Below are 24,316 nucleotides of genomic sequence, written 5' to 3' on the forward strand. Positions count from 1 at the left end.
TTTAAGTTTAGTTAATTTATTGTTTTTATTATAAAAATAGACTTATCTACAGATTTCCTGTCGCTTTATTAGCTTTTATCAGGTGTATATATGAAGATAAATATTAATCGAGATACTCTTTTAAAACCGTTATCCGCTGTCAACGGGATTGTCGAAAGACGTCATACCTTGCCTATCCTCTCTAATCTTCTCCTGGAAGGAAGCAATGGACAGGTTTCACTTACTGCAACAGATCTTGAGATGCAAATCTCGATGTCTGTGCCTAATGAGACAGGGGATTCATTTGCCACAACTGTCTCTGCTAAAAAGCTTCTAGATATCTGTCGCTCGTTACCAGACAGCAGTGAAATTAAGCTGGCTGATCAGGATTCACGTCTTCAAATCAGTGCTGGTAGAAGTAAGTTCAACTTACAAACTTTGCCATCTGCGGACTATCCCACGATGACAAGAACTCCAAATACCCAATTGACCTTACGAATGCCTCAGAACGCTTTCCGCCAATTATTGCGGCAAGTGGAATTTGCTATGGCCCAACAAGATATTCGTTATTATCTCAATGGGTTATTACTTGAAATCAATGCAGAAAAACTGCACATCGTAGGAACAGATGGACATCGCTTAAGCTATATCTCATGCGATCTTGGACAGTCTTTTGAAAAACAAGAAGTTATCCTGCCCCGCAAGACCGTGACAGAATTAATCAAACTGATGGACGATAGTGAGGAAGAAGTCCTGATTGAAATATCTTCCAATCAAGCTAACTTCACTTTCAATAACATTCGATTGATTTCAAAGGTTATTGATGGAAAGTTTCCTGACTACAACCGTGTAATTCCCACTGGGCATCAAAACAAGTTTGAAATCAACCGAGTGATGGTTTTACAAGCCATGCAACGCGCTTCGATTTTGTCCAATGAAAAGTATCGTGGCATCCGTATGGTCTTGGGAGCTAACAGTCTTCGTCTCATTAGTAGCAATAGTGAGCAGGAAGAGGCCGAGGAAGAATTGGAAATCAACTACACCGGTGACCCGTTAGATGTTGGATTTAATGTGACATATCTCATTGATGTCCTCAATAACATCCAAAACGAAAAGGTAGAGTTTGCATTTGCTGATGCAAACAGCAGTTGCTTAGTTACTGTGCCGGACAATCAAAATTATCGGTATGTTGTCATGCCGATGAGAATTTAATTTAATCAGCCACTTAAATATTGTTTCACGTGAAACCACTATGACAGATTACGATTCCTCAAGCATTAAAATTCTGGAAGGTTTGGACGCAGTACGCAAACGTCCAGGGATGTACATTGGCGATACATCAGATGGAAGCGGTCTGCACCATATGGTTTTCGAAGTGTTGGACAATGCCATCGACGAAGCTCTTGCCGGGCATTGCGACGATATCAAGGTCATCATCCATCCGGATAATTCCATTAGCGTCTCTGATAACGGTCGTGGTATTCCCACAGACGTCAAAGAAGACGACAAGCACGAGCCCAAGCGTTCTGCAGCAGAAATTGTGATGACTGAACTTCACGCCGGGGGCAAGTTCGATCAAAATTCGTACAAAGTATCAGGTGGTTTGCATGGGGTCGGGGTGTCGGTAGTCAATGCGCTATCAGATTGGCTCAAACTCAAAATCTGCCGCAATGGACAAGTTCACCAAATGGAATTCAACCGTGGAGTCCCGGTTTCTCCATTAGCGGTGACCGGAACAACGGACCGTCGAGGTACCGAAGTTCATTTCATGGCTTCCGTCGAAACATTTACGCATGTCGAGTTTCATTTCGAGATACTGGCCAAGCGTATTCGTGAACTTTCCTTCCTGAATAATGGCGTAAAGATTGAGCTGATCGATCAGCGCAATGGCAAGACAGAAAACTTTGCCCACTCAGGCGGGGTGCGCGGTTTTGTGGAATATATGAACCGTTCTAAAACCGTCCTTCATCCCAAAGTCTTTTATGCGATTGGCGAAAAAGACGGAATGACTGTCGAAGTTTCAATGCAATGGAATGATTCCTACGCCGAAACGGTTCAATGCTTTACAAACAATATCCCCCAACGAGACGGTGGAACCCATTTAACGGGATTGCGCACAGCAATGACCCGTACCCTCAATACGTATATTGAACAAAACGAATTGGCCAAAAAGGCCAAAGTCGATACCAGCGGCGACGACATGCGGGAAGGGTTGACCTGCGTCCTCTCAGTTAAAGTACCTGAACCCAAGTTTTCATCTCAGACCAAAGATAAGCTGGTTTCAAGCGAGGTTCAGCCCGTTGTACAGGAAGTTGTGGCACAAAAGCTCTCGGATTTTCTCCTTGAAAATCCAGTAGATGCAAAAATTATCTGCTCCAAGATCATTGATGCTGCAAGAGCGAGAGAAGCTGCCCGCAAAGCCCGAGAAATGACGCGTCGTAAAGGTGTCATGGATGGTCTTGGACTGCCGGGAAAACTTGCTGACTGTCAGGAAAGAGATCCATCTAAGTGTGAACTCTACCTGGTGGAGGGTGATTCCGCAGGTGGGTCAGCAAAGCAAGGTCGCGATCGAAAATTCCAAGCCATCCTGCCTTTGAAGGGCAAGATTCTCAATGTGGAAAAGGCGCGTTTCGACAAGCTCATATCGTCTGCAGAAATTGCTACGTTGATCACTGCCATGGGCACGGGAATCGGCAAGGATGATTTCAATGTGGAGAAGTTACGTTACCACCGCATCATCATCATGACAGACGCCGACGTGGACGGAGCACACATTCGTACCTTGCTGCTCACATTCTTCTACCGGCAAATGCCAGAACTTGTCGAGCGAGGCCACATTTATATTGCCCAACCGCCTCTCTACAAGGTCAAGCAGGGTAGAGAAGAAAAATATCTTAAGGACGATCACGAACTTAACGAGCATCTGCTTCAATCCGCGCTTAATGGTGCAGAGTTGAAGGTACGCAGTGACGGGGAAACGATTACTGGAGAGGCCTTAGGCCTAATCGCAAAAGAGATGTTCCTCACGGAAGCTGTGATCAAGCGCTTGTCACCTCTCTACGATGAGGGCGTCCTTCGCGCCATTCTCGATATGTCTAATTTCTCCTTAGGCACAGAGTCCGAAGCTAACTCTGCGGCGGAACAGTTGCGTGCACAACTGCACGGCAGCCATACCGAAGTCAATGTCGTTGCGGATCAGGAAAATGCAGCCTATCGCATTGAAATTAATAAATATGTTCATGGTAATTTGCAGTGCATGAGCATCAATAATGAATTGCTGAGCAATGGCGATTTCCGTCAAATCCGCAAGACTGCTGATCTCCTACAAGGATTGCTGGGCATAGGCGCCGTCGTTAAACGCGGAGAGAAGACGCGAGCTGTTGGCAACTTCAAGGAGGCCCTCGACTGGTTACTCGATGAAGTCCGAGCCAACCTCAATATCCAGCGCTACAAAGGCCTTGGCGAAATGAACCCGCAACAGCTTTGGGAAACGACGATGGACCCTCAAGTTCGTCGCCTGCTCAAGGTGCAGATAGAGGATGCGATTACTGCGGATGAAATATTCACTACGCTAATGGGTGATCAAGTTGAGCCGCGTAGGGCATTCATTGAAGGGAATGCGCTGGGTGTGAACAACTTGGACGTATAGTCTTGTAGGATCTCATCAGATTCTAGATTTTTCCAAAATTTTAGATTTCTGGAATTGACCAGAAGATGAACAAAAAGGCCCAGACAGGGCCTTTTTGTTTTTTAACTTTAGTGAAAAACGGATTGTCAGAGTGTCGGCCGTAGCAGCCGTTTAAGTGCTGCTCCTACGATGTCAGCTTTGTGAAAGACACTTGACGATGGGGACTAAGGTCTGATGAGTGTCCGCTTCTTCGACGGCGAACTCTCACTTTCGACCCAAGCAGTCAACTTAAATTACCACGTCGAAAGTCTGCTCTTTAATCAATAGCAGTAGATCAGCTAATTTCTATCTCCAGCTTTACTCATCACTATCATAAAAAACATAAGCTGGATTTTCCCAGCAGTAATTGGCCAACAACAGTAAGTTCTAAGTGTAAAAAAGTGCTGGCTCGAATGATGAAACCAGCACTTTTATTACCCAATTTTACTCGTCTAAATTTGATCCAAATCTTATTTGGGGCGAACTGGCCGTGCGCTACGCAGCATATTTAGCGTATCCGACAACAGATCAACTTCCCCGCAAGTGTTGTAGAACGCCAGCGATGGCCGCACTGTCGCTTCAAGGCCGAAACGGCGCAAGATAGGCTGTGCGCAGTGATGGCCAGAGCGGACGGCGATGCCTTCATGGTTGAGTGCTTTGCCGACTTCTTCGGTCGAATATCCGTCTAGCACGAACGACAACACACTGGCCTTATGCGCGGCAGTGCCGACCAACCGCAGTCCAGGAATTTCACGGATTTGCCTGGTGGCGTATTCCAGCAGGTAGTGCTCGTAAGCAGCGATATTGTCGAGCCCCAGTCGAGTCACGTAGTCCAGCGCAGCCCCAAGCCCGACGGCATCGGCAATATTGCCCGTGCCGGCCTCGAACTTGTTGGGTGCAGCCTGGTAGCGGATACGCTCGAACTTCACGTCCTCGATCATATTGCCGCCGCCCTGCCAGGGCTGCGTGGCGTTGAGCAATGCCTCCTTGCCATACACCACGCCGATGCCGGTGGGTCCGAACACCTTGTGGCCCGAAAACACGAACCAGTCTGCATCCAGCTCCTGTAAATCCACCTTCATGTGCGACACCGATTGCGCTCCGTCCACCAGCACCTTGGCGCCTACGGCATGGGCCATGGCGCTAATCTGCTGGGCCGGGGTCACCGTGCCCACTGCGTTGGAAACCTGCGTGAAAGCCACCAGCCGGGTTTTCGGCCCGAGCAGCTTCGCGTATTCGTCCAGCAGGATCTGGCCGTCGTCGTCCACCGGGATCACCTTGAGCACGGCGCCTTTTTCATCAGCCAGATGCTTCCACGGCACGATGTTGGCGTGATGTTCCAGATGGCTCACGATGATTTCGTCACCCGCGCCGATGTTTTGCAGCCCCCAGCTCTGCGCCACCAGATTGATCGCCTCGGTGGCACCGCGTACGAAGACGATCTCGTTGCTGGAAGCCGCATTGAGGAACGCCCGCACCTTCTCGCGGGCTTCTTCGTAGGCATCGGTCGCCCGGGCAGCCAGTTCGTGCGCGGCGCGGTGGATGTTGGAGTTTTCGTGCTGGTAGAAATACGAAATCCGGTCGATCACCGCTTGCGGTTTTTGCGTGGTGGCGGCGTTATCGAACCAGACCAGCGGACGGCCGTTCACGCGTTCCTGCAAAATCGGAAAATCGCGCCGCACCAGGTCTACGTCGAACGGCACTTTCGGCAACACCCCCGGCAATTGCGGCGACGCGCCATTGGCGCTTGGAACATTCAAGCCGGAGGAGCCGGAAGGCACATAGTCCAGGAAATAATAGCCCGGCGTCGCCGGCACTGAACTTGTCCCCGCTCCCGCCGCCGAGGCGCGAAACAAACGGTTGGCATGTGCCTGCAACGCGGCCTCTTCCGGCAGGCCGAGCGCGGCCAGGTCGGGATAGGCTGGGTTACTTGTACTCATGGTACTTGTCCACCACCACGTCATCCAGCACTGCAATCGCGTCGTCGGTAAGCACGGCAAGCGAGCAATACAGCGAGACGAGATAAGAAGCGATGGCCTTGTGGTTGATGCCCATGAAGCGTACCGAGAGCCCGGGGCTTTGTTCGCCCTGCAAGCCTGGCTGGAACAGGCCAACTACGCCCTGGCGCGATTCGCCGGTGCGCAACAGGATGATATTGGACTTGTTGCCCTTGACCGGTATCTTGTCCGAAGGAATCAACGGCACGCCGCGCCAGGTGATGAACTGCGAACCGAAGAGCGAAACCGTCGGGGGCGGCACGCCGCGGCGAGTGCATTCGCGGCCGAAAGCGGCGATGGTGCGCGGATGGGCAAGGAAGAAGCCGGGTTCTTTCCATACCTTGGTCAACAACTCGTCCAGGTCGTCCGGGGTCGGCGCGCCGGTGCGGGTGCTAATGCGCTGTTCCTTGGCGACGTTGTTGAGCAGCCCGTATTCCTTGTTGTTGATGAGTTCGCTTTCCTGGCGCTCTTTCACCGTTTCGATGATGAGGCGCAGCTGCTCACCGGTCTGGTCGAACGGGCTGCTGTAAAGGTCGGCCACGCGGCTATGCACATCGAGCACGGTATTGACCGCAGACAGCATGTACTCACGGCCCCATTCCTCGTAATCGACATAAGTAGCCGGCAACTCGCGCTCGTCGCGTTGCGAGCAATCGACGGTGACCTGGGACGCATCCTTCACCTTGTTGACGCGGTAGATACCAGCTTCCACCGGTACCCACTGCAACAACTGAGGCAGCCAGCGCGGCGTGATGGTGCCCATCATTGGGCGGGTTTTGGTGGCGTTTGCCAGGGTACGTGCGGCGACGTCGCCTAACGCGGTTTGAGCTTCGTGAATATCTGCCATGACACTTCCTTTGGGTTCTGCTCCCCTCCAGTGGCCTGGTCAGATTGCGGACTTCTTATTAAGTACGCCTCCGGATGTGCCGGTCGGCGGTATTGCCTAGGCTAGCGAATCACTTGCGAGCCTTGCTAATCGCTAGTTTAGCTGTGCGGGTTCTGCACGATATGGCTATCCGGAGGAATGCTGTGCGTCAGCCACACATTGCCGCCGATAGTCGAACCGCGGCCGATGGTAATACGGCCCAGAATCGTCGCCCCGGCATAAACCACGACATCGTCTTCGACAATGGGATGGCGCAAGTTGCCTTTGACCAGTGTGCCACTTTCCTCCTTTGGAAACCGTTTAGCGCCTAGCGTCACCGCCTGATAAAGCCGCACATGCTTGCCGATGACGGCAGTTTCACCGATGACGACGCCCGTGCCGTGGTCGATGAAAAAACTTTCGCCGATTTCGGCGCCTGGATGAATGTCGATCCCGGTCTCGGAATGGGCAATCTCGGCGATGATGCGCGCCGTCAGCGGCACGCCGAGGCAATGCAGGACATGGGCGATGCGGTGGTGAATGACGGCGGTAATGCCTGGATAGCACACCAGTACTTCATCGATACTGCGTGCCGCAGGATCGCCTTCGTAGGCAGCCAGCACGTCGGAATCCAGCAAGCTGCGAATCTGGGGTAGCTCTGCAGCAAATGCCCTCACCAATGTCCGAGCCTGAATATCTGCATCCGCTTGTTCGCCGGCAAACTTAAGTTCGCGCCGCACCTGATCTGTGAGGTCGCGCAACGCCGTATCCAGGGTGTGACCGACGAAATAGTCGATGCCTTCCTCTGTCAGGCCGGCCGGACCCAGCCGATTGGGGAACAACGCAGCGGCGAGAGCGTCCACGACGGTAGCCAGCACCTTGCGAGAGGGCAGCTTGGGTGGACGTCCGAGGCGATTGCGATGCTCAAGAGAGGCATCGCGAATGTCGCGCAGTTGACTCACGATATGGCCGATCTCCTGCGCAACGTCGATCGACATTGCGCCAATTGTCGGATTCTTCAAAACTTTGTTCTTGCCGCTCATGGCTATTCGCTCGTATTCAATACCGTCGTTATTGTTGGAAACGGAATTTTTCCTTGCGTTCGATCTGTGTCACCTTGCCTTCGTGCACGGTGAGTTCGATCGAGCCGAAGCGCAGCCCCAGCAAAGCTTTCTTGATCTCAGGTAATAGTTGCTCGGCGTAGGCGGGGCCGATTTCGTTGGTATGCGCCAGATGTTGGCGTACGGTATTCGTCATGGTTTCCCTAACCTCATTAATGGCAACGAGGGTACTATAAGTCGGGATAAAAATAATTGAAAAGAATGTTTTTAAATAATTTTATTCCAATAAGTTATAAAATGGAAAAAATAAGGCCAGTCGTGCGACTGGCCTCGAAAACACAACTATCAGAATATGGGTCTTATTCTTTACCGCTAGCGAAGGTTTGGGCTATTGAAGCGGCCAGTAGCCAATGGAAGGCGATCAGCGCGACAATCCAAGACTTCGACCTCTTGCGTCATTGCCTAGAACTTGCCTTGTATCTTGCGCAAGCCGGCCAGAGCGCATTCTTCGTCCGTTTTGCCGCCACCCACGCCAATCGCGCCGATGATCTCGTCGCCCGACTTGATCAACACACCGCCAGGGCGCACGTTGAGCTTGGCGTCGGCGGCAATTTGATCGGCAAATGCCTTGTCGTTCTTGGCCCGTTCGCCCAATTGGCTAGTTTCAGTCTTGAAACTCAACGCCGTCACAGCTTTGTTGGTACTCGATTGCACGCCCCGCTGCGAGGTACCGTCATAAGCCAGTAGTGCTTTAAGGATGCCTGCGGAATCGACCACGCTGGCAGCGGTTTTCTGCTCGCCGTTGGCAGCGCAGGTATCGATAGCAACTCGAGCAGCTTCTGCTGCGAGTTCAAGCGAGGGGCCACGAGCTGCTGGAATTGGAGCAGGCCGAGCATCTGGTAAGGGCGGCGCATCTGCAGCAAAGGCAGGCACAGCCGTCAACATGGCGACCAAGGCGAAAGATATTTTCAGCATCATCGTCTCCTTCGCTTAGTTCGTGGCAAAGCAATAGAACAGTCCCGCGCCGCCGGTGCTCACCAGACTTTCCTGGGCGCAACCCTTGCTGTGGTGAGCCGAATTCCACGACGTGTTTCCGCCGCCGGTGCGGTCGAAATGGCCGACCTGCGCAGAGCCGGTAGCCGCACTGCTAGTGAAGTTGCCGCAGGTATGGTCGGCGGCATCGGCAAAGGCCCGGCCATCCAGTTGCGACCCGGTCAGGATGTCGTGCTGGTTGGGCTTGTCGCCGGCGCCCTTGATGGGCTCGCCCTTTTCGGTGGTCGCCGTGGTGCGGCTCAGGTTGTTGCCGAGACGAGCGGCGTCGAGCGCATCCCCGTGCAGGTCGGCCACATCCTTGGCGACGGTGGCGCCCTTGGCGTTATACCAGGGGCCGTTGCCGATGCGGTCGCGGGCATTAACGGCGGGCTTGCCGTCGGCGGCTTGCGTGCTCAGGTAGGCATGCCAGGTCTTGTTGCCGGCGCCCACGGTTTCGGCCAGCTTTTGGCAATGGGCGTCGGCACCCTGCAATCCGCCCAGGTCGGCGCCTTTGCCGAGGCCTTCGCTGGTCACGAAAAAGCTCAAGGGCTTGGGCGCGTCCTTCTTGGCTTCCTGGGCGGCTGCCGGCGCATCGGCCGCCATCGCGGCGGATGCGCCCAGCAACAGGGAAACGGCAATTGCGTACTGCTTCATTCTTCTCTCCATGGATGATTGATGGTGTGGATCAAGCTGCTTTGCGCAGCTTGAGGTAAAGACTGCTGCCGGATTGCACGCCGAGATCGTTCGCGGCCGTGGGCAGCTTGTCGTTGGGATACCAGAACTGCTTGTGGCACTGCTCGCAAACCTGGTCGATATTGCCGCCGACCTTGACCAGCTCTTCAGCATTCTTGGCATCGATAGCGACAATGGCCTGCTGCACTGTGTCATGCAGGGCATGGACGTGCTGTACGAAATCGGCGTGTTTGGCTGCGATGCCTTTCTGGATCTCTTCGGGATTCAATTCCGCCGCGACCGACGAGGTGCTGGCACCTTTGGGGGCCACGCTACGGCCTTCGATCAGCAGCAGGTTGGTCGCTTCCAGCAAGGTCACCGCATGGCGGCGCACTTTGGCCCATTCCTCGTCACTATGCGGCTGCTTGTCCTCGGTTCCAGCAGCAGTGCTCACGCTGGCGACGGCGTTCCATACCTCGTCGGCGTTGGGGTCGACGATGGACACCATGATTTCCTGGATGGAAGCTGTGGGCTTGAATACGGATTCAGGTTTGGCCGAGGCTTGCTGGCCGCAACCCGCTAAAGCCAGCAATGCTGCTGCCAACGTTGAAATGGCAAGAAATTTCATAAAACTCCTTAATTGAGAAAACCGATGACGCGCGCCGCAGCGCCGACACCGAACCACAACGCGAGCGAAACCACGGCGGTGCCCTTGGCGAGCAGGGGACGCGGTTCATCGGTCCGGGTGGCCCAGCGGAACAGCGTGAGCTGGACGATCAAGGCAAAGACAATCAGCTCGGCCTTGTACCAGAAGAACGGATTGACGTAGTAAATCAGCGCCGCCGGGATGAAAATGAACAATCCGGAAACCGCCAGCAGAGCCAACCCTGACCAAATCAGTTTGTTCGTCGAAGTTGCCAGCCGCGTGATCGGCTGACTGGTCAGCCCCCAGCCCAGCAGGCGCAGGTTGACCAGTACGATGGACGACAGCAGCAGCACCAATCCGGTGATGTGTCCTAATTGCGCGACCGCGCCGAACAGATGATCCAGCTTGCTGATGGCGTCGCTGAGCGCGCTATGCTGGATGGCGTCGAATAAGCCTTGTGCAGACATGTGAGTCTCCCCTTACTTGTAGCTGAGATAAGGAATCAAGCGGCCCGAGATGACCACGAAGGACCAGAATGCCAGCGAGGCCCAACCGGCGAAGCGCACGCCGCCGGGCGGAACGAGTTGATCCGTCCAATCGCCGACGCGGCGTACCCACTTGAGCTCGAACCACAGCACGTTGACGCCTGCCAGAAAAATCACCAGCAGCTTCAGCCAGAACACCGGCAGCGTCACCACCGTGGCGGCGGAGGCAAAGAACAGTAGAACGCCGGTGAACAACTGGACTGCGAATCCGCCCAGCACCCAGGGGCGCAGTTGCTTCAAGAGGTCGGAGGCTGGCACCTCTTTCAAGAACAGGCCGACCAGGCGCAAATCGGTGAACACGATGAGGCCGACCGAAAAGGCCAGGCTGAGCAGATGCAGCCCCTCGATAGCCGGATAAGCGAACAGCGATTCGCGGATGTATGTTCCCAGCTCCGAATCATTGGCCCATTGGGCGAATTGAAGGATAGCCATAACGTTCTCCTTGGTCCGTGCTTATTTCTTCGCCGAAGCGCCAGAGGCGCCCAGCCCGAAACCGCCGTTGTTCTCATAGCAAATGCGCTCGTCGTGCTCGAGGATGCGTTCCTTGCTCGAGGTCTTGGCCCAGCGCGCTTCCAGGTTCCAGCCGTCCGACTCGTCGGCGTCCGTCCACTTGCGGGCTGGTATGGTCACGGTGAAGGGACGGGTGTAGACCGTGGGGTCGGTGAGCACGGCGACGTAGTTGTAGCGCTTGCCGTCCTGCGAAAAGATGTAGCGCTCCTGGATGTGGCCGTTTTCGCTGATGAACTCGCCGGAACGCCCGAACAGCGCCTTGCCGTTGTGATTGGCGACGTCCACCACCAGCGTATTGCCTTCCCAGTGGCCGCGAGAATCGCCGTTCCACAGCTTGATGTTGTCAGGCAGGTGCGGTTTTTTCTCGTCGAGATGGATGATGCGGGTGCCGTTGTCGAACACGAACAACACATAGCCTGGATATTGCTGGATGTCGTAACCGTGCCAGTACAGCGACTTCGGCACACCTCCGGGAGCGCAACGGGCGTTGGGCTCCACGTGGCCGGGATAGGTGGGGTTCTGGAAGCCGACGCGGAATTCCTTCACCTTCTCCGCCGCCCAGGGCTGGAACGGCACATGGCCGTCAACAGGATCGCTGACCCGGCTGGGCGCGCGTTCTTCTCGCTTGCCCAGGGTCTGCCCGGCTCCGATGCCGCCGCGGCCTTGCGGATCCTCGAAATTGCCGTGGTTGGAAATGGTGTTCGACCATACCCCCCCGATATCGGGCTGGCCGTCGGCGAGTTTGGGACCATTCCATGGGCCGGATGCAATTTGCGGGAACGAGGTCTCGCGGGAGCGGCGAAGCTTGGAATCCTGCCCTTGCGCCGGTTGCTGTGCTTGAGCTGCTGGCTGCGCCTGGGACGTATCTGCGGCGTTGGCAACATTCGCAAGAGATAACGAGCCCAACACCAGCGCGGCAATCCGCGAGAGCTTGTACTTGCCTTGATGATTCATTTCATTACCTTTCAACATGCCGCCAGGATTAGTTCTTGTCCTGATTTTGATCGCGCCTTGGCGGGTAGTACTGATCGAAATCCAGCGTGTAGCGATAGTCCTCGATCAACTGGAAGTTTTTCTCGCGGTGGCGGTACAAAATCACGCTGATATTCCAGGGACGGCTGTAGACCTTGGGGTCGTCAAGCGTCGCCGTGTATTCCAGCGTGTTGGCGTCGAGGAATTTCCAGCGCTCGACGACATGCAGCGCATCGCTGTGAAAATTGCCGGCGTGATCCAGCCAGGTCTTGTCGTTGAAATGGCGCACGTCCACGACCAGCGTGTCGCCTTCCCAATGGCCTCGTGAATCGCCTAGCCACCAGTCGTTGGGGTCGTCCGGATGCTGGGTGTTGTTGGTGTAGATGCTGCGCACCGAATGGCCGAACTGCGGGACGATGGTGACGTCCTGCGCCCGTTCAAAAATCTGGAACGGTTCGGGGTAGTACACGGTACGCGGCACGCCCAGCGTCCAGCCCTTGAGGGCAGGATCGTCGGTGGCACGGTTCTCGAAGTTTTTCTTCTTCTGCTCCAGCGCCTGCGGCAGGTAAGGGATCGTATTGCCCTCGACGACACCCGGTCCCGGCGGTGCGTCCTTGCGGTTGGAATGCGGTTCGAGATCGTAGTCAGCGGCGCTCGTGGTCTGCCAGATGCCGGAAAAATCCGGCTTGCCGTTCGGAAGCCGCGGAATTTTTTCTTCAGCCGAAGCAGGAAACGATACGGACAAAGCGGCAGCCAGTAAGGCCGCGATACCTAATCCGTGCGATATCCGATTGAATAAATGATGGTTCAAGAACGTCTCCAATTCTGAAGTTATTGAGGAGCGTCTTGCGCGCCGCCGGTCTGCACGCTACGGCCATCCGCCAGGATGGTAGTCACGGCATAGCCAAATTCCTTGCCGTTCTTGGCGCGATAGCCTTTGATCGTGACCTGGGTACCAGCCGCCAGCGTAGATTTGGTGATTCCTTTCTCTTTAAGGCTATAAGGCGCACCGAATTCGAAGCCCCAATTGGTCACCTTGCCGTCCGGTCCTTTGACGTCGAGATAAAGCCAGCTATGCGGGTTGACCAGTTCGAACTTGGTCACGACGCCCTTCACCTCTACCGGTTGTGCCGCATCGAATTCGGCCGAAAAAGCATGGTGAGCGTTTGCAGGTGCGGCGATGGCAACAAGTGCAGCCACAACGGAAAAGCCGCCCAGAATTTTTTTGATCTTCATTGCATGAATCCTTTTTAAATCTTGGTCAGGGCCGCGAAGCGCGGCCCAAGTCGGCATCGTTTAATGCTGGCCCGCATCAGCGACCTTAGGAGCGGGCGGGGCGATCTTCACCAGCGTACCGCCCTCGGCCTCGTAGTCCTGCACGCCCACTGCACCAACCACCTTGAAGCCCTTGCTTGCCAACAGGTCGGCGCCTGCACCGGCACGACCGGCGTGGTTGGAGACGGTGATGATGCTGCGGTCCTTGGGAATAAAGGCCAGGTTCTTTTCAAGTTCCTTGGATTGAATGCTGAGGTAGGTGCCGAAGCCGCCGATGCTGGTCAATTCGTCCGGGCGGCGCAGGTCGATGATGACCAGCTGATCAGGTTTTGCGAGCAGTTGGTCCACCTGAGCGCGGCTCAGCTTGGGCGTCTTGGCGCTATAGGCATGGGCTGCCGGTTGGGCCGATTTTTGATCCGGAGCATCGGCAGCGAAGGCCAAGGGGGCAGCGAGTGCGAGCACAAAGGCGGAGACTTTGACGAATGTATGCATGATGATTTGCCTTTCTAAGTAATGAATGAATTCGCCAGGTGATACTGGGTCGTTTCTGTATCAGCACCATGCGTGCCAGAGGCTGTGAAAGGCATCTGGTAAATGTTTTAATTTAGTATCTACTTGTTTCTATTAATTTTTTATACTCATCATCTGATGAGTAATAGCACCGAAGATGTGGAAGAGCCCGATGGGAACTGCTGATCACGCAACAGCTCAGCGGTACCACTGTTGAAAGCTCAACAGCGCCAAACTGAAAGCGGCAGGTGTGAAAGCTACCTGTCTGTGATTAGCTACTTAACAAGAATCGAATGATTCTGTTGTGGAGGACGAAGTAGTGATTGCCCAAGAAAAAAGGCACATCAACAATCGATGTGCCTTTTTCTTAGCTGCTGTTTGCGATTAGAAGTTGGTCTTGAATACGACCCCCACGTAACGCCTCGGACCGATGCCGTCATAGCCTACAGGCGCCTGGTTACTGAAGGCGTTTACGCTGGTGGTGTACTTCTTGTCGAACAGGTTCTTGGCGACCAGGTCGACCTCGTACTTGAGCTTGGCGGTATTAATCAGGCCAATCCCCGCATCCGTGACAGAGTATCCGCCCTGCTTGCCGTAGGCCGACAGCTGCGCTTCCAGGTTCTGTGAGGATCTCACCACGCTGCTTGAGAACGCATGCAGCTTCAGGGTACCGTCCAACGGTTTCTGGTAATCGAAGCCGACGATGCCAGTCCATTTCGGCGCACCCACCACCTGCTTGCCGGTGTTATCGCAAGTTGGGTTGGCCGGCGTAGCGACGACTTCTGCCGGGCAAGTGGCGTTCTTCCAATCGGTGTAGATGGCGTGGTTATAGGCGCCGCCGAAGTTGAACGACAAGTTTGAGTTGACGTTGTAAGCACCGTCTACTTCAACCCCGCGCGCCTCGATTTCAGGAATGTTCCCCAGTACCGACGAGTAGCCTGTCGATGACGTGGAATCCACGATGCTGGTGGTCGCCTGGTAATCCTTGACCGTGGTCTGGTAGAGGTTGACGTTGAGCATCAGTGCCCGTGATAGCAATAGGCTCTTGAAGCCCAACTCGAAGTCCAGCGCTTTTTCCGGATTGACGTTGAGTGGATTGCCCTTGGAATCGAACTGAACCGATCCCGATTTAACGCCGCGCGCTGCCGAGGCATAGACGGTGAAATCGTCGTTGACCTTGTAGCTGGGGTTTATCAGCCAAGACAGCGAATTGGCCTTAATCTCCTCGCCATCCAGTGTGCCGGTGAGGTTCTTGACTTTGTTGGCCAATACACCAGTTGACTCTGCCTTCAATGCCGCATTGGTCAGCTCTGTGCCGTTGAGGAATGCGCGATTGTCATAGGTCGATGTCTTGTCCTCATAAGTGTCGCGCAAGCCTACCGTCAATGTCGCCTTGTCCGTGAGGTGCCAGTTGATCTGGCCGAACAAGGCAGCGCTGTCGGTTTGCGGCGTGGTCAACGAGGTCGTGCTGACGCCATCGAGTGAAGCGCGCAAAGCGGCCCGCTTGGCTGCATTGCCGTTGGTATACCACGACTTGTAAACGCTGTTCGACGCATAGAATGCGCCTGCATCCTGGCCATACCAGTTGCGGCTGGTTGATTCCGTCTCGTCGTGCAGCAAGTACAAGCCGGCCTGGTAATCCAGCACACCCGGCTGGGTGGATGTGAGCCGGAATTCCTGCGAATACTGCTCGTGATCCACCAATGTGCCGCCCGTGCTGATATCGAACTTGGTCTGGTCGCTGTCGTTCTTGGCATCGAAATGCAAGTTGCGATACGCGGAGATCGATGTCAGCGCCACCGGCCCCAGATCCCAGTTGAGGTTTGCAGAAATGCCGTGGTTGTTGGTATAGAGCGGAGAGGCCTGGCCGATGTCGATCTTGCTCCACGAGCCGATGATGGGCTGGTAGTTGCCGAAATAGGCGCGCGAGATGCGAGAAGTAAAGGTCGCATCGCCGTTTTTCTTCCAAGTATTGGTCAATGGATCGTACTTGTCCGTGCGCAAATGTCCGTTGGCATAGTTCGTGGGATCGATGATCCACGGTTTAGTATTGCTGTCCTCGCGTGATTCCGCGAGGTCCGTAATCACCTTGGCGGTGAAGGTGTCCGTCGGTTTGTAGAGCAGTTGCAGCTTGCCGCCGAACCGCTTCTTGGCCTGATAGGTGTCGCCGCCATCCGGGTTGATATTCACGAAATCACCGTCCTGCGTATCCACGAAGAAAGAAGCGCGGTAAGCCAATTTATCGTCGATCAACGCATTGGAATAAGAACCCTTGGCCTTGAGCGCACCCGGTGTCGAGTCGTGGCTGCGGGCTTCGCCGGTTTCCACTTCCAGATAGGATTGCGGCGTGAAGCTGGGCGCCTTGCTCACGTAGTTGATGGCACCCATGGTGGTGTTCTTGCCCAGCAGGGTGCCCTGTGGACCGCGCAGCACTTCGACGCGGTCGAGGTCGGTGAAATCCTGATAAGCCATGCCAACGTGGGTGAGGAATACATCATCCACGATCACGCCGACAGCGGCTTCCATGGAGTCGTTTCCGCTGGCTTTGCCGATGCCGCGGATCGACACGCCGGTACGGCGGGCATTGGGCGTTGTGGCAGTAAGCCCTGGTGCTTTACGTGTCAAATCCTGGATTTCCACTACGCGATCTCGGTCCAGCTGCTTGCCGCCGATAACCGAGATCGGTACTGGCACGTCCTGGGCGATTTCCTCGCGGTTACGTGCCGTCACCACTACGCGGTCCAGTTCGTTGGTCGCGGCTGTGGTCTCTGCAGGCTTTTCATTCGCAGCTTGTGCTTTCCAGGTGGCAATGTCGGATGCCTCCAGTTGGTATTCCTGGGCCAATTGCTCTACTGATTTATCCCCGCGCAAGGCTTCCTGCGTGACCTTGACCTTGAGCTCCGGAGGCACGTCGGCCGCATGCGCCTGGACGCTCGCCAAGACTAGTCCGCCCCCCAGTAATGCCGTGCTACCCAGCCGCGCTAGTGCCGCCGCAATTTGTCGGCGTCGAAACCGCTGCGAGCCGGCTTTTTTATATGAATCGTTCATTCATGCTCCCTTAAAAGATTTTTACGAAAACTGACACTTCCGAACATCAGTACCGAATCTCTAGGGCAAGCGCTGTGCCAGCGAAGGGGCAAGCGTGAAGATAGGTTGGGGAAATGGTTTCAATCTATTGAATTAACAAGGTTATTTGATAGGCCGAAGAGGGCGGCGACAGCTGGGGGTTGGCTAGAATGATGCGATCAATCTGTTGCGCCAGCAGCAATCGGCAGCGTAGGGAGTTGAAATTGCAACACCGGGAAATCTGACCGCAATTTGTCGTGATTCAGGGCGGCAACGCGGGCGTGTTGTTGGATTTTCAGCAGCGCCATAAACAAGGTGTTGGGCTGCCAGCAGTTTATATATGGAGATCTGTCAGTCGAACAACAGTGTCAGGTGAGAAAATTTCCATACTTATCAATTAAATAGATAAATTTTCTTCACCACGCACACAGGTCTGGCATAGCACCTGCTATTTAAATCTCATCCAGATATAAGCAGGACTCAGACTCGTGTGGATCAGTTATAAAAAAAGCTTGACTAGACGGCTGCTAGCCAACGGAAAGGGGTGCGCATGAGCTATGCTCAGCAACAGCGCGACCCTGGCAAGCATTTGGCCGGTATTGCTTTCGTGGTGGTGTTTCACATCGTCCTGGTCTATGCCTTGGTGAACGGACTTGGGCGTAAGGTTGTCGACCTCATCAAGCAGCCTTTGCAGGTCAGTCTCATTGCAGAGGCCAAGCCTTTGCCGCCCCCTCCGCCGCCGCCTCCCAAGATCATTCCCAAGGTGGCCCCGCATGTGACGACTCCTCCGCCTCCTGTCTACACGCCTCCGCCTGAGGTAAAGGTGGAGGCTCCACCCCCCGCGCCCAATACCGTGATCGCGACCACACCCGTGCCTCCGCCGCCAGTGGAGGTTGCAACTCAGGCACCTCCTGCGCCACCGGCGCCCGTACCTACCCCTGCGCCGGTCGCTAAGGCAGAGCCTGCGGTGGTGGACGTTGGAGTTGCCTGCCCCAATCACAAGGAAGTGCTCGGTGCGACGCCGTTTCCCAAGCAGGCACTCAAGTTGGGGCTGAGCGGTGACGTGACGGTGGAATTCGAGGTCAACCCGGACGGCAGCATTGCCAATGCTGTTGCCGTGAAATCCAGCAACCGCGTCTTCAATGCTGTGGCCATCGAGGCCGTGAGTAAAAACCTGCATTGCGTGGGGCAGGGACAGCGGGTTCGAGCACGCTTGCCGTTTACCTTCCGCCTGGATAGTTGATTACAACCCTTTTGAAATGCATAGGAGATCTATCATGAAACATCAAACTCGCGATTTTGCGCTCACCGCCGTGCTGTATGCCGCTACCGCGGTGCTGGCGTTTTCTTCCCCCTGGGCCTTGGCGGACATCTCGACAACCGCAAATGCTGCCAAGGAAACTGTCGCCAATCCTTATGGGCTCGATGCCTTGTGGAAAGGCGGCGACTTCGTTGCACGCGGCACCTTGCTGATCCTGGTTGCCATGTCTGCGGGCAGTTGGTACGTCATCGTCACCAAGTTGTTTGAGCAGTACAAGCTTGGCCGCCACGCACGCGAAGCAAACGCCACTTTCTGGACTGCCGGAGGCTTGCAGCAAGCCGTGGACGGGCTTAACCCGGAAAGCGCTTATCACTACTTGGCGAAATCTGGAGTGGAAGCGACTGCGCATCACAATGGCTTGCTGGGGCAAATTGATTTCAATACCTGGGTATCGCAATCCATCCAGCGGGCCATCGATAACATCCAAAGTCGTCTGCAGGATGGATTGGCTTTCCTCGGAACGGTGGGCTCGACTGCGCCATTCGTTGGATTGTTCGGTACGGTGTGGGGCATTTATCACGCCCTGACGGCTATAGGCATTGCTGGACAGGCTTCCATCGATAAGGTCGCAGGTCCTGTGGGTGAAGCACTTATCATGACCGCAATAGGTTTGGCCGTCGCCGTGCCCGCGGTGCTGGGCTACAACTGGCTAGTTCGCCGCAACAAGGCTTCGCTGGATAACATCCGAGCCTTCGGTGCCGACTTGCATGCCGTGTTGCTGGGTGCCGGTGTCGAAACCGCCAAGAGTGCTGCGCAAACTACAGCAACGGTTAAAGCCAGCGTCGCACCTGTGCGCGTATTGGCTGCCGCCAACGCCAATTAACGGAGCCCCGCATGGCCATCAATGTCAGCCAAACTGAGAGTGAAGACGAAGTCGTATCCGCAATCAACACCACGCCGTTGGTGGATGTGATGCTGGTGCTGCTGATCATCTTCCTCATCACCATCCCGGTGGTCACGCATACGGTGCCGGTCGATCTGCCCAAGGTGAGTAACCAGCCGCGTCAGACCAAACCTGAGAACATTAACCTCGCCGTCAGTAAAGGCGGCGAGGTGTATTGGAACGAGCAGAAGCTCGCCGGAACCGATGATCTTGTGACGCGGCTCAAGAAAGTTTCCGTGGCGCAGCCCCAGCCGGAAATCCAAGTGCGTGGTGATAGCGATGCGCGCTACGAATCTATTGGCAAGGTGGTGTTTGCCTGCCAGCGCGCTGGAATACTCAAGATCGGTTTTATCACGGAGCCGCCGCCGCGCGGCTAAGGTTAAAAGGGAATCCATCATGTCAATGAATACCGCACCTGCTCGCCCTAGCGGCGAGCCCGACTTGTTAGTGGATATCAATACCACCCCGCTGATCGACGTGATGCTGGTGCTGCTGATCATGCTCATCATCACCATCCCGATCCAACTGCACGCCGTCAACCTCAATCTGCCGACGGACAGCCAAACCAATCCTCCGGAACCGCCCGAGGTTGTGCAGATCGAGATCGACGATTCCGGCGCCGTGCGTTGGAATGGGGTCCCCGTTTCTTCGACTTCCGTGCTGGACAGTAGATTTGCTGCAGCTGCAGCACTGCCAGTACAGCCCGAACTGCACGTCAAACCGAATCCACATGCGCCTTATCGCGCCGTCGCGGCAGTGATGGCCTCTGCACAACGTAACAATGCCAATAAGATCGGTCTGGTGGGGAACGAGCAGTACCAGTAGAAACTGCAAAGGAGTCGCACCATCGCTTTCCCAATAAGACGTGCAGGAGAAAGCGATGGTGCAATCAGAGTGTGTGATGCTTTCGGTATGCTGCCGAAATTGGGTAGATTAATCGATCAAGCCGAAGTGCTTCAGATGCGTCCTTAACACATTGCGGCTGATGCCGAGAAGGCGGGCTGTCTGTACCTGGTTCTCTCGGCAGTGGACGTAAGCGCCGACGATTAGGGCTTTATTGACGAGGTCGTACAGGCCTTCCGGTTCTTTTTCATAGAGCGATTCGAGCGTTCTCTCCAAGGTGCAAAATTCCGTTACTGGGCTATCCCGACGCTCTGTAGTTGCGTTAGAGGCTGCGATGGCAGGCAGATGGAGATGGCTGGGACGCAGAGCACTGCCGTCGCAGACCAGCAGGGCCCTGTGGATGACGTTTTCAAGCTCCCGAATGTTTCCTGGCCAAGGATAGGCGTGTAGCGCTGCAATGGTTTCCGGCAGGAGTTCCGGCTCGTCCGTTTGCAAGCGATTGCGATAGGTGGAGATAAAGTGCCGTGCCAGCGGCAAGATATCTCCCGGACGGTCACGCAACGGCACTAGTTGGATAGGGACGACGTTGATGCGGTAATACAAGTCTTCCCTGAATCGTCCGGCGCGCACGGCTTCTTCAAGGTCGACGTTGGTTGCGGCGACCAGGCGCACGTCTATCGGCGTTGGCTTGCGTGAACCCACTCGCACGATTTCGCGCTCTTGCAGCACCCGCAGCAATTTGACCTGAGTTGATAGCGGCAAGTCGCCAATCTCATCCAGAAACAAGGTGCCGCCGTTGGCACTCTCGAACCAGCCCACTTTTGAACCCACCGCGCCGGTGAAGGCACCCCGCTCGTAGCCGAACAATTCACTTTCGACCAGGGTTTCGGAAAAAGCACCGCAGTTGATGGCGGCAAAAGGCCCATTGCGACGCGGGCTAAGATCATGCAAATGACGCGCGACCAGTTCTTTGCCAGTGCCGGTTTCCCCTTGTATGAAAGCAGTGGCGTCGCTGGGTGCGATGCGTTCGATGAGTGAGAGCAACGCTTGGGAGGCCGGATCGGCAAAGACGAGGGCACTGGCGCGGATGGACAGGCTGACCTTCTGCGGATCCGGAAAGGTGATGATTGGCATCTTGCCGAATGCTGTTCCTGCCTGATCGATGTTTCCTGAAAAGATAGCGCCCACCGTAGATACTCCAGATAGTTCAAAACAATGATTTACTGGAATATATAGTTGTGGTGATTTGCAATCCAATACTTAGAACTAATATCTATATAACAGGAGTGAAGCCAGGCTGAAGCTAATCGCGTTTAACCAACAACTCCCGGCTTAGATAAACAGGCTGATGTCTGCTTCGCCTGCAAATTGAAAGAAGGTGGCGGCACCGCCGAAGGTGATGCCATCTATAAATTCTTCGGCCTTGAAGTCGAACAGGTCTACTGTCATCTGGCAAGCAACCATTTTTACACCCGCGTCGAGGCTCAAACTGCGCAGGCTGTCGAGCGAAGCAACGCCTTTGTCCTTCAGCTTTTTCTGCATCATGGCAGTCGCCAGTGTTTCAACTCCAGGGAGGACCTGCATCAGGTTAGGCATCGGTATTGGCATCGGCATAGCAGGGTTGCCCAGCGGGGATATCTTGACATCAGACAGGTCTTTTTTCAGCAAGGCCAGGCCGTAGAAGGTGAAAAAGATATATACCTCATAGCCGAGCGCTGCCGCGGTCGAGGCCAGGATGAATGGCGGGTAGGCCCAGTCCAACGTGCCTTTGGAAGCGATGATTGCGAGTTTTTTAGCCATTATTCGGGCCTTAGGGACTGAGAAAAGACAAAGCCACCCTAAGATTAGGATGGCTTTGATTGGTTAGGGCTTGCGAATGTAGAAGTGATATTCGCCGTCTACTTCTGCGAACGCGTCCAGAGCCAGGGCCGTTTGTTGCACGAACGCGGGAAAATCGGTCGTGGAGCCCTTATCGGTCGTTCGTACCTTGAGGACTTGTCCGACGGTCAACGCATCCAATGCCTTGCGTGCGCTAATAATGGGCAGCGGGCAGCTTTGGCCACGCACATCCAATTCACGATCGAAATTAATTAATGCCGCAGTACTTGTCATAGATTCCACCCATAGGCGATGCCGGCCGAATTCTGCTGCATGCTGAGATCAGCCTCGCCGCCGCCGAAGCCGGCCAGCGGAATGGAGCCTGAGCCATGCACAGTCTTGCGGAAGGCATGCGAGTAAAAGAAAGATAGTTCACCTTTTGTCGGCAACGTCCAGGTGGCGCCCAAGCTCAAGTGATCTTGCACGACGCCGGGGGCTAGGATGTTGAACAGCGTTTCGCTTTTGCGAATCGGTTGAGACGTATGATCGTAGCCGGCACGTAATATCAGATTATCATTATATGCATAACTCGCCCCAATTTTGGTAGCCGTTACATCGCGCCAACCAAAACCCGGCCCATTACTGCTGCCCAACTGTTTGCCGCTAAATAGTGTAGCGAGCGACAGGTTGCCGATAGTATCGCTGTCGGAATAAAGAATACGCTGCACGTCTGCCGCCAGCGTCAATTGCGGAGTCGCCTTGAATGCAATCCCCAGTCCGTAATTGGCAGGCGCGCCCATTTCTCCGCCATTGGCGAACAAACCTTTGTATTTATCGAACTTGCTGAAATAAGTCTTGGTTTGATAGGTCGCGCCCAACGTTACCGTATCGTTGAGCTGGCCAATCCAACCGATCCGGATGCCGCCGCCGAATGCATTGTCATGTCCACGGTTTGTCACATGGCCGGTGGCCGACGTGAACGATGGATTATCGAAATTTTGCAAACCCTTGGCCTCGAAGCGTTCATAGGCCAGGTTGACTGCCAAGCCGATGACTTGTCCGGGAGCGAATTTCCAGGTAGCGGTTGGCGCCACGAACAGCTGGGAAAAATCGATGCCTGTACGGCTGCCGGTTGTGTTGAAGTACGGAATGCCTTTGCTGTAGTCCGTATTCATGCCGCCGTTGCCGTAGACGCTCACGCCTAAGGTCACGTCCGGATTGATCTGACGGTTGTAGCCGAATTCAGGGATGAAAAAGTTATCGGTGTCGTTGCCGTCATAAGTACCGTCCAAGGCTCCTGATCCGCCGGCCGTATTGCGCAGCCTGGACTCACGGTTAGGCTTGAACCAGGTCAGGCCGAAATCCACTCGGTCTCCGATCAAGCCCATGCCGGCCGGATTAGTGGCGGCTGCCAGCGCGTCCTGAGGCAATGCGATGCCTACGCCACCCATCCCAAGGGATTTAACGCCATAGCCATTGGAAAAATAGCCGTTGGTCGCCACGGCGTCGGTAGCGATAGTCGCTATAACCACAGAAGAGAGAAGTGATAAGCCGAATTTTAGTCGTGACCGTTCAAGATACGGCTGCTGATGCGTATGCGCGCAAGAATTCATAATGCCTCTTCGTTTTTTATGATGAGGCGATCATACTCAAACTATAAATTAGAAAAAATAATACTTTGATATTTGCTTAGAAGCTGCTGTTATTTAGCCTCTCATCGAAAAATCTGCCCCAACCCCATGTTGGAACTGCTGAAGCAGCATACGGAAATCCGGCATATTTGGTTGAGGATGGAAAAGGCCAGCGGCTGGGGGCGAATCTATCGAGTTAAGCTGTGGCCGACATTGATATTGCTGCGGGATGGGGTAGAAGTTTCCCGAGCTGTAGGCACAGCCGTACTGAGGAGGTAGCTGCGCTGTTGTCGCGATAAGGCTGTAAAGGGAAGTAGATATAAACATTAAGCCAAGAAAAAACCTCAAGCGTTTGGCGCTTGAGGTTTTTAACGTAGCTCGATTCCGGGGCAAACCCGGAATGACAATTAAGCAGCGAAATTAGCTGCGACGAAATCCCAGTTTACGATTTCCCAGAACTTCTCGACGTAACCAGCGCGGGCATTGCGGTAGTCGATGTAGTAAGCGTGTTCCCACACGTCGCAGGTCAGCAGCGGCTTGTTTTCGGTGGTAAGCGGGGTGGCAGCGTTGCTGGTGGAAGCCAAGTCCAAGGAGCCATCCGGCTTCTTAACCAACCAGGCCCAGCCGGAACCGAAGGTGGTGATGGCGCATTGTGCGAAAGCCTTCTTGAACTCGTCGAAAGAGCCCCACTTGGCGTTGATGGCATCAGCCAGAGCACCGGTCGGAGCGCCGCCGCCGTTGGGCTTGAAACCGTTCCAGTAGAAGGTGTGATTCCAGACTTGAGCCGCGTTGTTGAAAATGCCGCCGGAAGACTTCTTGATGATGTCTTCCAGGCTGAGGTTTTCGAACTCAGTACCCTTGATCAGGTTGTTCAGGTTGGTCACATAGGTTTGGTGATGCTTGCCGTAGTGGAACTCGAGCGTTTCAGCAGAAATGTAGGGCTCCAGCGCGTTCTTGGCATAGGGCAGGTCGGGTAGTTTGTGTTCCATCTTGTTCTCCAATCGACGGGGTTTAAGGGGTAAA

General features: G+C 54.7%; 23 protein-coding genes and 2 pseudogenes. 6 read left to right on the top strand and 19 right to left on the bottom strand.

What is annotated here, in order from left to right:
* Positions 1-90 precede the first annotated feature (90 nt).
* Together dnaN and gyrB are read left to right on the top strand one after the other, a co-directional pair.
* Positions 91-1,191, top strand: coding sequence for a DNA polymerase III subunit beta (gene dnaN / locus NMK_RS06545; protein WP_109014939.1), 1,101 nt, complete (start codon positions 91-93; stop codon positions 1,189-1,191).
* 40 nt (positions 1,192-1,231) lie between these two features.
* Complete coding sequence (gene gyrB, locus NMK_RS06550) at positions 1,232-3,628, top strand: DNA topoisomerase (ATP-hydrolyzing) subunit B (protein ID WP_109014940.1); 2,397 nt, start codon at positions 1,232-1,234, stop codon at positions 3,626-3,628.
* 488 nt (positions 3,629-4,116) lie between these two features.
* Here the strand turns inward: gyrB and NMK_RS06555 are convergent.
* The 14 genes and pseudogenes from NMK_RS06555 to NMK_RS06620 all read right to left on the bottom strand — a co-directional run.
* A pseudogene (locus tag NMK_RS06555) lies at positions 4,117-5,550 on the bottom strand (family 2A encapsulin nanocompartment cargo protein cysteine desulfurase); the annotation flags it as partial.
* Between the two features lie 22 nt (positions 5,551-5,572).
* Positions 5,573-6,490, bottom strand: coding sequence for a family 2A encapsulin nanocompartment shell protein (locus NMK_RS06560; protein WP_109014941.1), 918 nt, complete (start codon positions 6,488-6,490; stop codon positions 5,573-5,575).
* 137 nt (positions 6,491-6,627) lie between these two features.
* The gene (epsC, locus tag NMK_RS06565; RefSeq protein ID WP_109015093.1) at positions 6,628-7,506 is read right to left on the bottom strand and encodes a serine O-acetyltransferase EpsC; all 879 of its coding nucleotides are present in this window, start codon (positions 7,504-7,506) and stop codon (positions 6,628-6,630) included.
* 73 nt (positions 7,507-7,579) lie between these two features.
* Positions 7,580-7,765, bottom strand: coding sequence for a YezD family protein (locus NMK_RS06570; RefSeq protein ID WP_109014942.1), 186 nt, complete (start codon positions 7,763-7,765; stop codon positions 7,580-7,582).
* A gap of 266 nt (positions 7,766-8,031) precedes the next feature.
* The gene (locus tag NMK_RS06575) at positions 8,032-8,544 is read right to left on the bottom strand and encodes a GlcG/HbpS family heme-binding protein (RefSeq protein WP_227871394.1); all 513 of its coding nucleotides are present in this window, start codon (positions 8,542-8,544) and stop codon (positions 8,032-8,034) included.
* A gap of 15 nt (positions 8,545-8,559) precedes the next feature.
* Entirely contained in the window at positions 8,560-9,255 is a 696-nt protein-coding gene (locus NMK_RS06580; protein WP_109014944.1) for a lectin, read from the bottom strand.
* Between the two features lie 31 nt (positions 9,256-9,286).
* Complete coding sequence (locus tag NMK_RS06585; protein ID WP_109014945.1) at positions 9,287-9,901, bottom strand: hypothetical protein; 615 nt, start codon at positions 9,899-9,901, stop codon at positions 9,287-9,289.
* A gap of 8 nt (positions 9,902-9,909) precedes the next feature.
* Positions 9,910-10,386, bottom strand: coding sequence for a DUF6644 family protein (locus NMK_RS06590; protein ID WP_109014946.1), 477 nt, complete (start codon positions 10,384-10,386; stop codon positions 9,910-9,912).
* Between the two features lie 12 nt (positions 10,387-10,398).
* Positions 10,399-10,896, bottom strand: coding sequence for a DUF6644 family protein (locus NMK_RS06595; RefSeq protein ID WP_109014947.1), 498 nt, complete (start codon positions 10,894-10,896; stop codon positions 10,399-10,401).
* Positions 10,897-10,917: 21 nt separating this feature from the next.
* Complete coding sequence (locus NMK_RS06600; protein WP_109015094.1) at positions 10,918-11,928, bottom strand: hypothetical protein; 1,011 nt, start codon at positions 11,926-11,928, stop codon at positions 10,918-10,920.
* A 28-nt stretch (positions 11,929-11,956) separates the two neighbouring features.
* Complete coding sequence (locus NMK_RS06605) at positions 11,957-12,757, bottom strand: hypothetical protein (RefSeq protein ID WP_227871395.1); 801 nt, start codon at positions 12,755-12,757, stop codon at positions 11,957-11,959.
* Between the two features lie 20 nt (positions 12,758-12,777).
* On the bottom strand, positions 12,778-13,182 hold the full coding sequence (locus NMK_RS06610; protein WP_109014948.1) for a DUF6152 family protein: 405 nt from the start codon (positions 13,180-13,182) through the stop codon (positions 12,778-12,780).
* A gap of 60 nt (positions 13,183-13,242) precedes the next feature.
* Entirely contained in the window at positions 13,243-13,713 is a 471-nt protein-coding gene (locus NMK_RS06615) for a rhodanese-like domain-containing protein (RefSeq protein WP_109014949.1), read from the bottom strand.
* A 402-nt stretch (positions 13,714-14,115) separates the two neighbouring features.
* Positions 14,116-16,779: a TonB-dependent receptor gene (locus NMK_RS06620; protein WP_109014950.1), complete on the bottom strand. Its 2,664-nt coding sequence runs from the start codon at positions 16,777-16,779 to the stop codon at positions 14,116-14,118.
* 568 nt (positions 16,780-17,347) lie between these two features.
* Here NMK_RS06620 and NMK_RS06625 point away from each other — a divergent pair.
* The 4 genes and pseudogenes from NMK_RS06625 (at position 17,348) to NMK_RS06640 (ending at position 19,826) form a co-directional block, all read left to right on the top strand.
* Positions 17,348-18,040, top strand: coding sequence for an energy transducer TonB (locus NMK_RS06625; protein WP_109014951.1), 693 nt, complete (start codon positions 17,348-17,350; stop codon positions 18,038-18,040).
* A gap of 34 nt (positions 18,041-18,074) precedes the next feature.
* Positions 18,075-18,759, top strand: a pseudogene (locus tag NMK_RS06630) (MotA/TolQ/ExbB proton channel family protein); the annotation flags it as partial.
* A 193-nt stretch (positions 18,760-18,952) separates the two neighbouring features.
* Entirely contained in the window at positions 18,953-19,378 is a 426-nt protein-coding gene (locus NMK_RS06635) for an ExbD/TolR family protein (RefSeq protein WP_109014953.1), read from the top strand.
* Between the two features lie 19 nt (positions 19,379-19,397).
* Positions 19,398-19,826 carry an ExbD/TolR family protein gene (locus tag NMK_RS06640; RefSeq protein ID WP_109014954.1) on the top strand — a complete coding sequence of 143 codons (429 nt, stop codon included), beginning with the start codon at positions 19,398-19,400 and terminating at the stop codon, positions 19,824-19,826.
* 108 nt (positions 19,827-19,934) lie between these two features.
* Here the strand turns inward: NMK_RS06640 and NMK_RS06645 are convergent, their stop codons facing one another.
* The 5 genes from NMK_RS06645 to NMK_RS06665 all read right to left on the bottom strand — a co-directional run bounded on the left by NMK_RS06645 (position 19,935) and on the right by NMK_RS06665 (position 24,282).
* Complete coding sequence (locus NMK_RS06645; protein WP_109015096.1) at positions 19,935-20,978, bottom strand: sigma-54 interaction domain-containing protein; 1,044 nt, start codon at positions 20,976-20,978, stop codon at positions 19,935-19,937.
* Positions 20,979-21,176: 198 nt separating this feature from the next.
* Positions 21,177-21,644, bottom strand: coding sequence for a sulfur carrier protein DsrE2 (gene dsrE2 / locus NMK_RS06650; protein ID WP_109014955.1), 468 nt, complete (start codon positions 21,642-21,644; stop codon positions 21,177-21,179).
* Positions 21,645-21,707: 63 nt separating this feature from the next.
* Positions 21,708-21,956 (bottom strand): sulfurtransferase TusA family protein, encoded by a 249-nt coding sequence (locus tag NMK_RS06655; RefSeq protein ID WP_227871396.1) that lies wholly within the window; start codon positions 21,954-21,956, stop codon positions 21,708-21,710.
* Positions 21,953-23,275, bottom strand: a complete 1,323-nt coding sequence (locus NMK_RS06660) for an OmpP1/FadL family transporter (protein ID WP_109014956.1) — start codon at positions 23,273-23,275, stop codon at positions 21,953-21,955. The genes NMK_RS06655 and NMK_RS06660 overlap by 4 nt, the downstream gene beginning before the upstream one ends.
* A gap of 425 nt (positions 23,276-23,700) precedes the next feature.
* Positions 23,701-24,282 carry a superoxide dismutase gene (locus tag NMK_RS06665; RefSeq protein ID WP_109014957.1) on the bottom strand — a complete coding sequence of 194 codons (582 nt, stop codon included), beginning with the start codon at positions 24,280-24,282 and terminating at the stop codon, positions 23,701-23,703.
* Positions 24,283-24,316 lie beyond the last annotated feature (34 nt).

Origin of the sequence: Novimethylophilus kurashikiensis (assembly GCF_003112435.1) — a bacterium.
Taxonomy (GTDB): Bacteria; Pseudomonadota; Gammaproteobacteria; order Burkholderiales; family Methylophilaceae; genus Novimethylophilus; species Novimethylophilus kurashikiensis.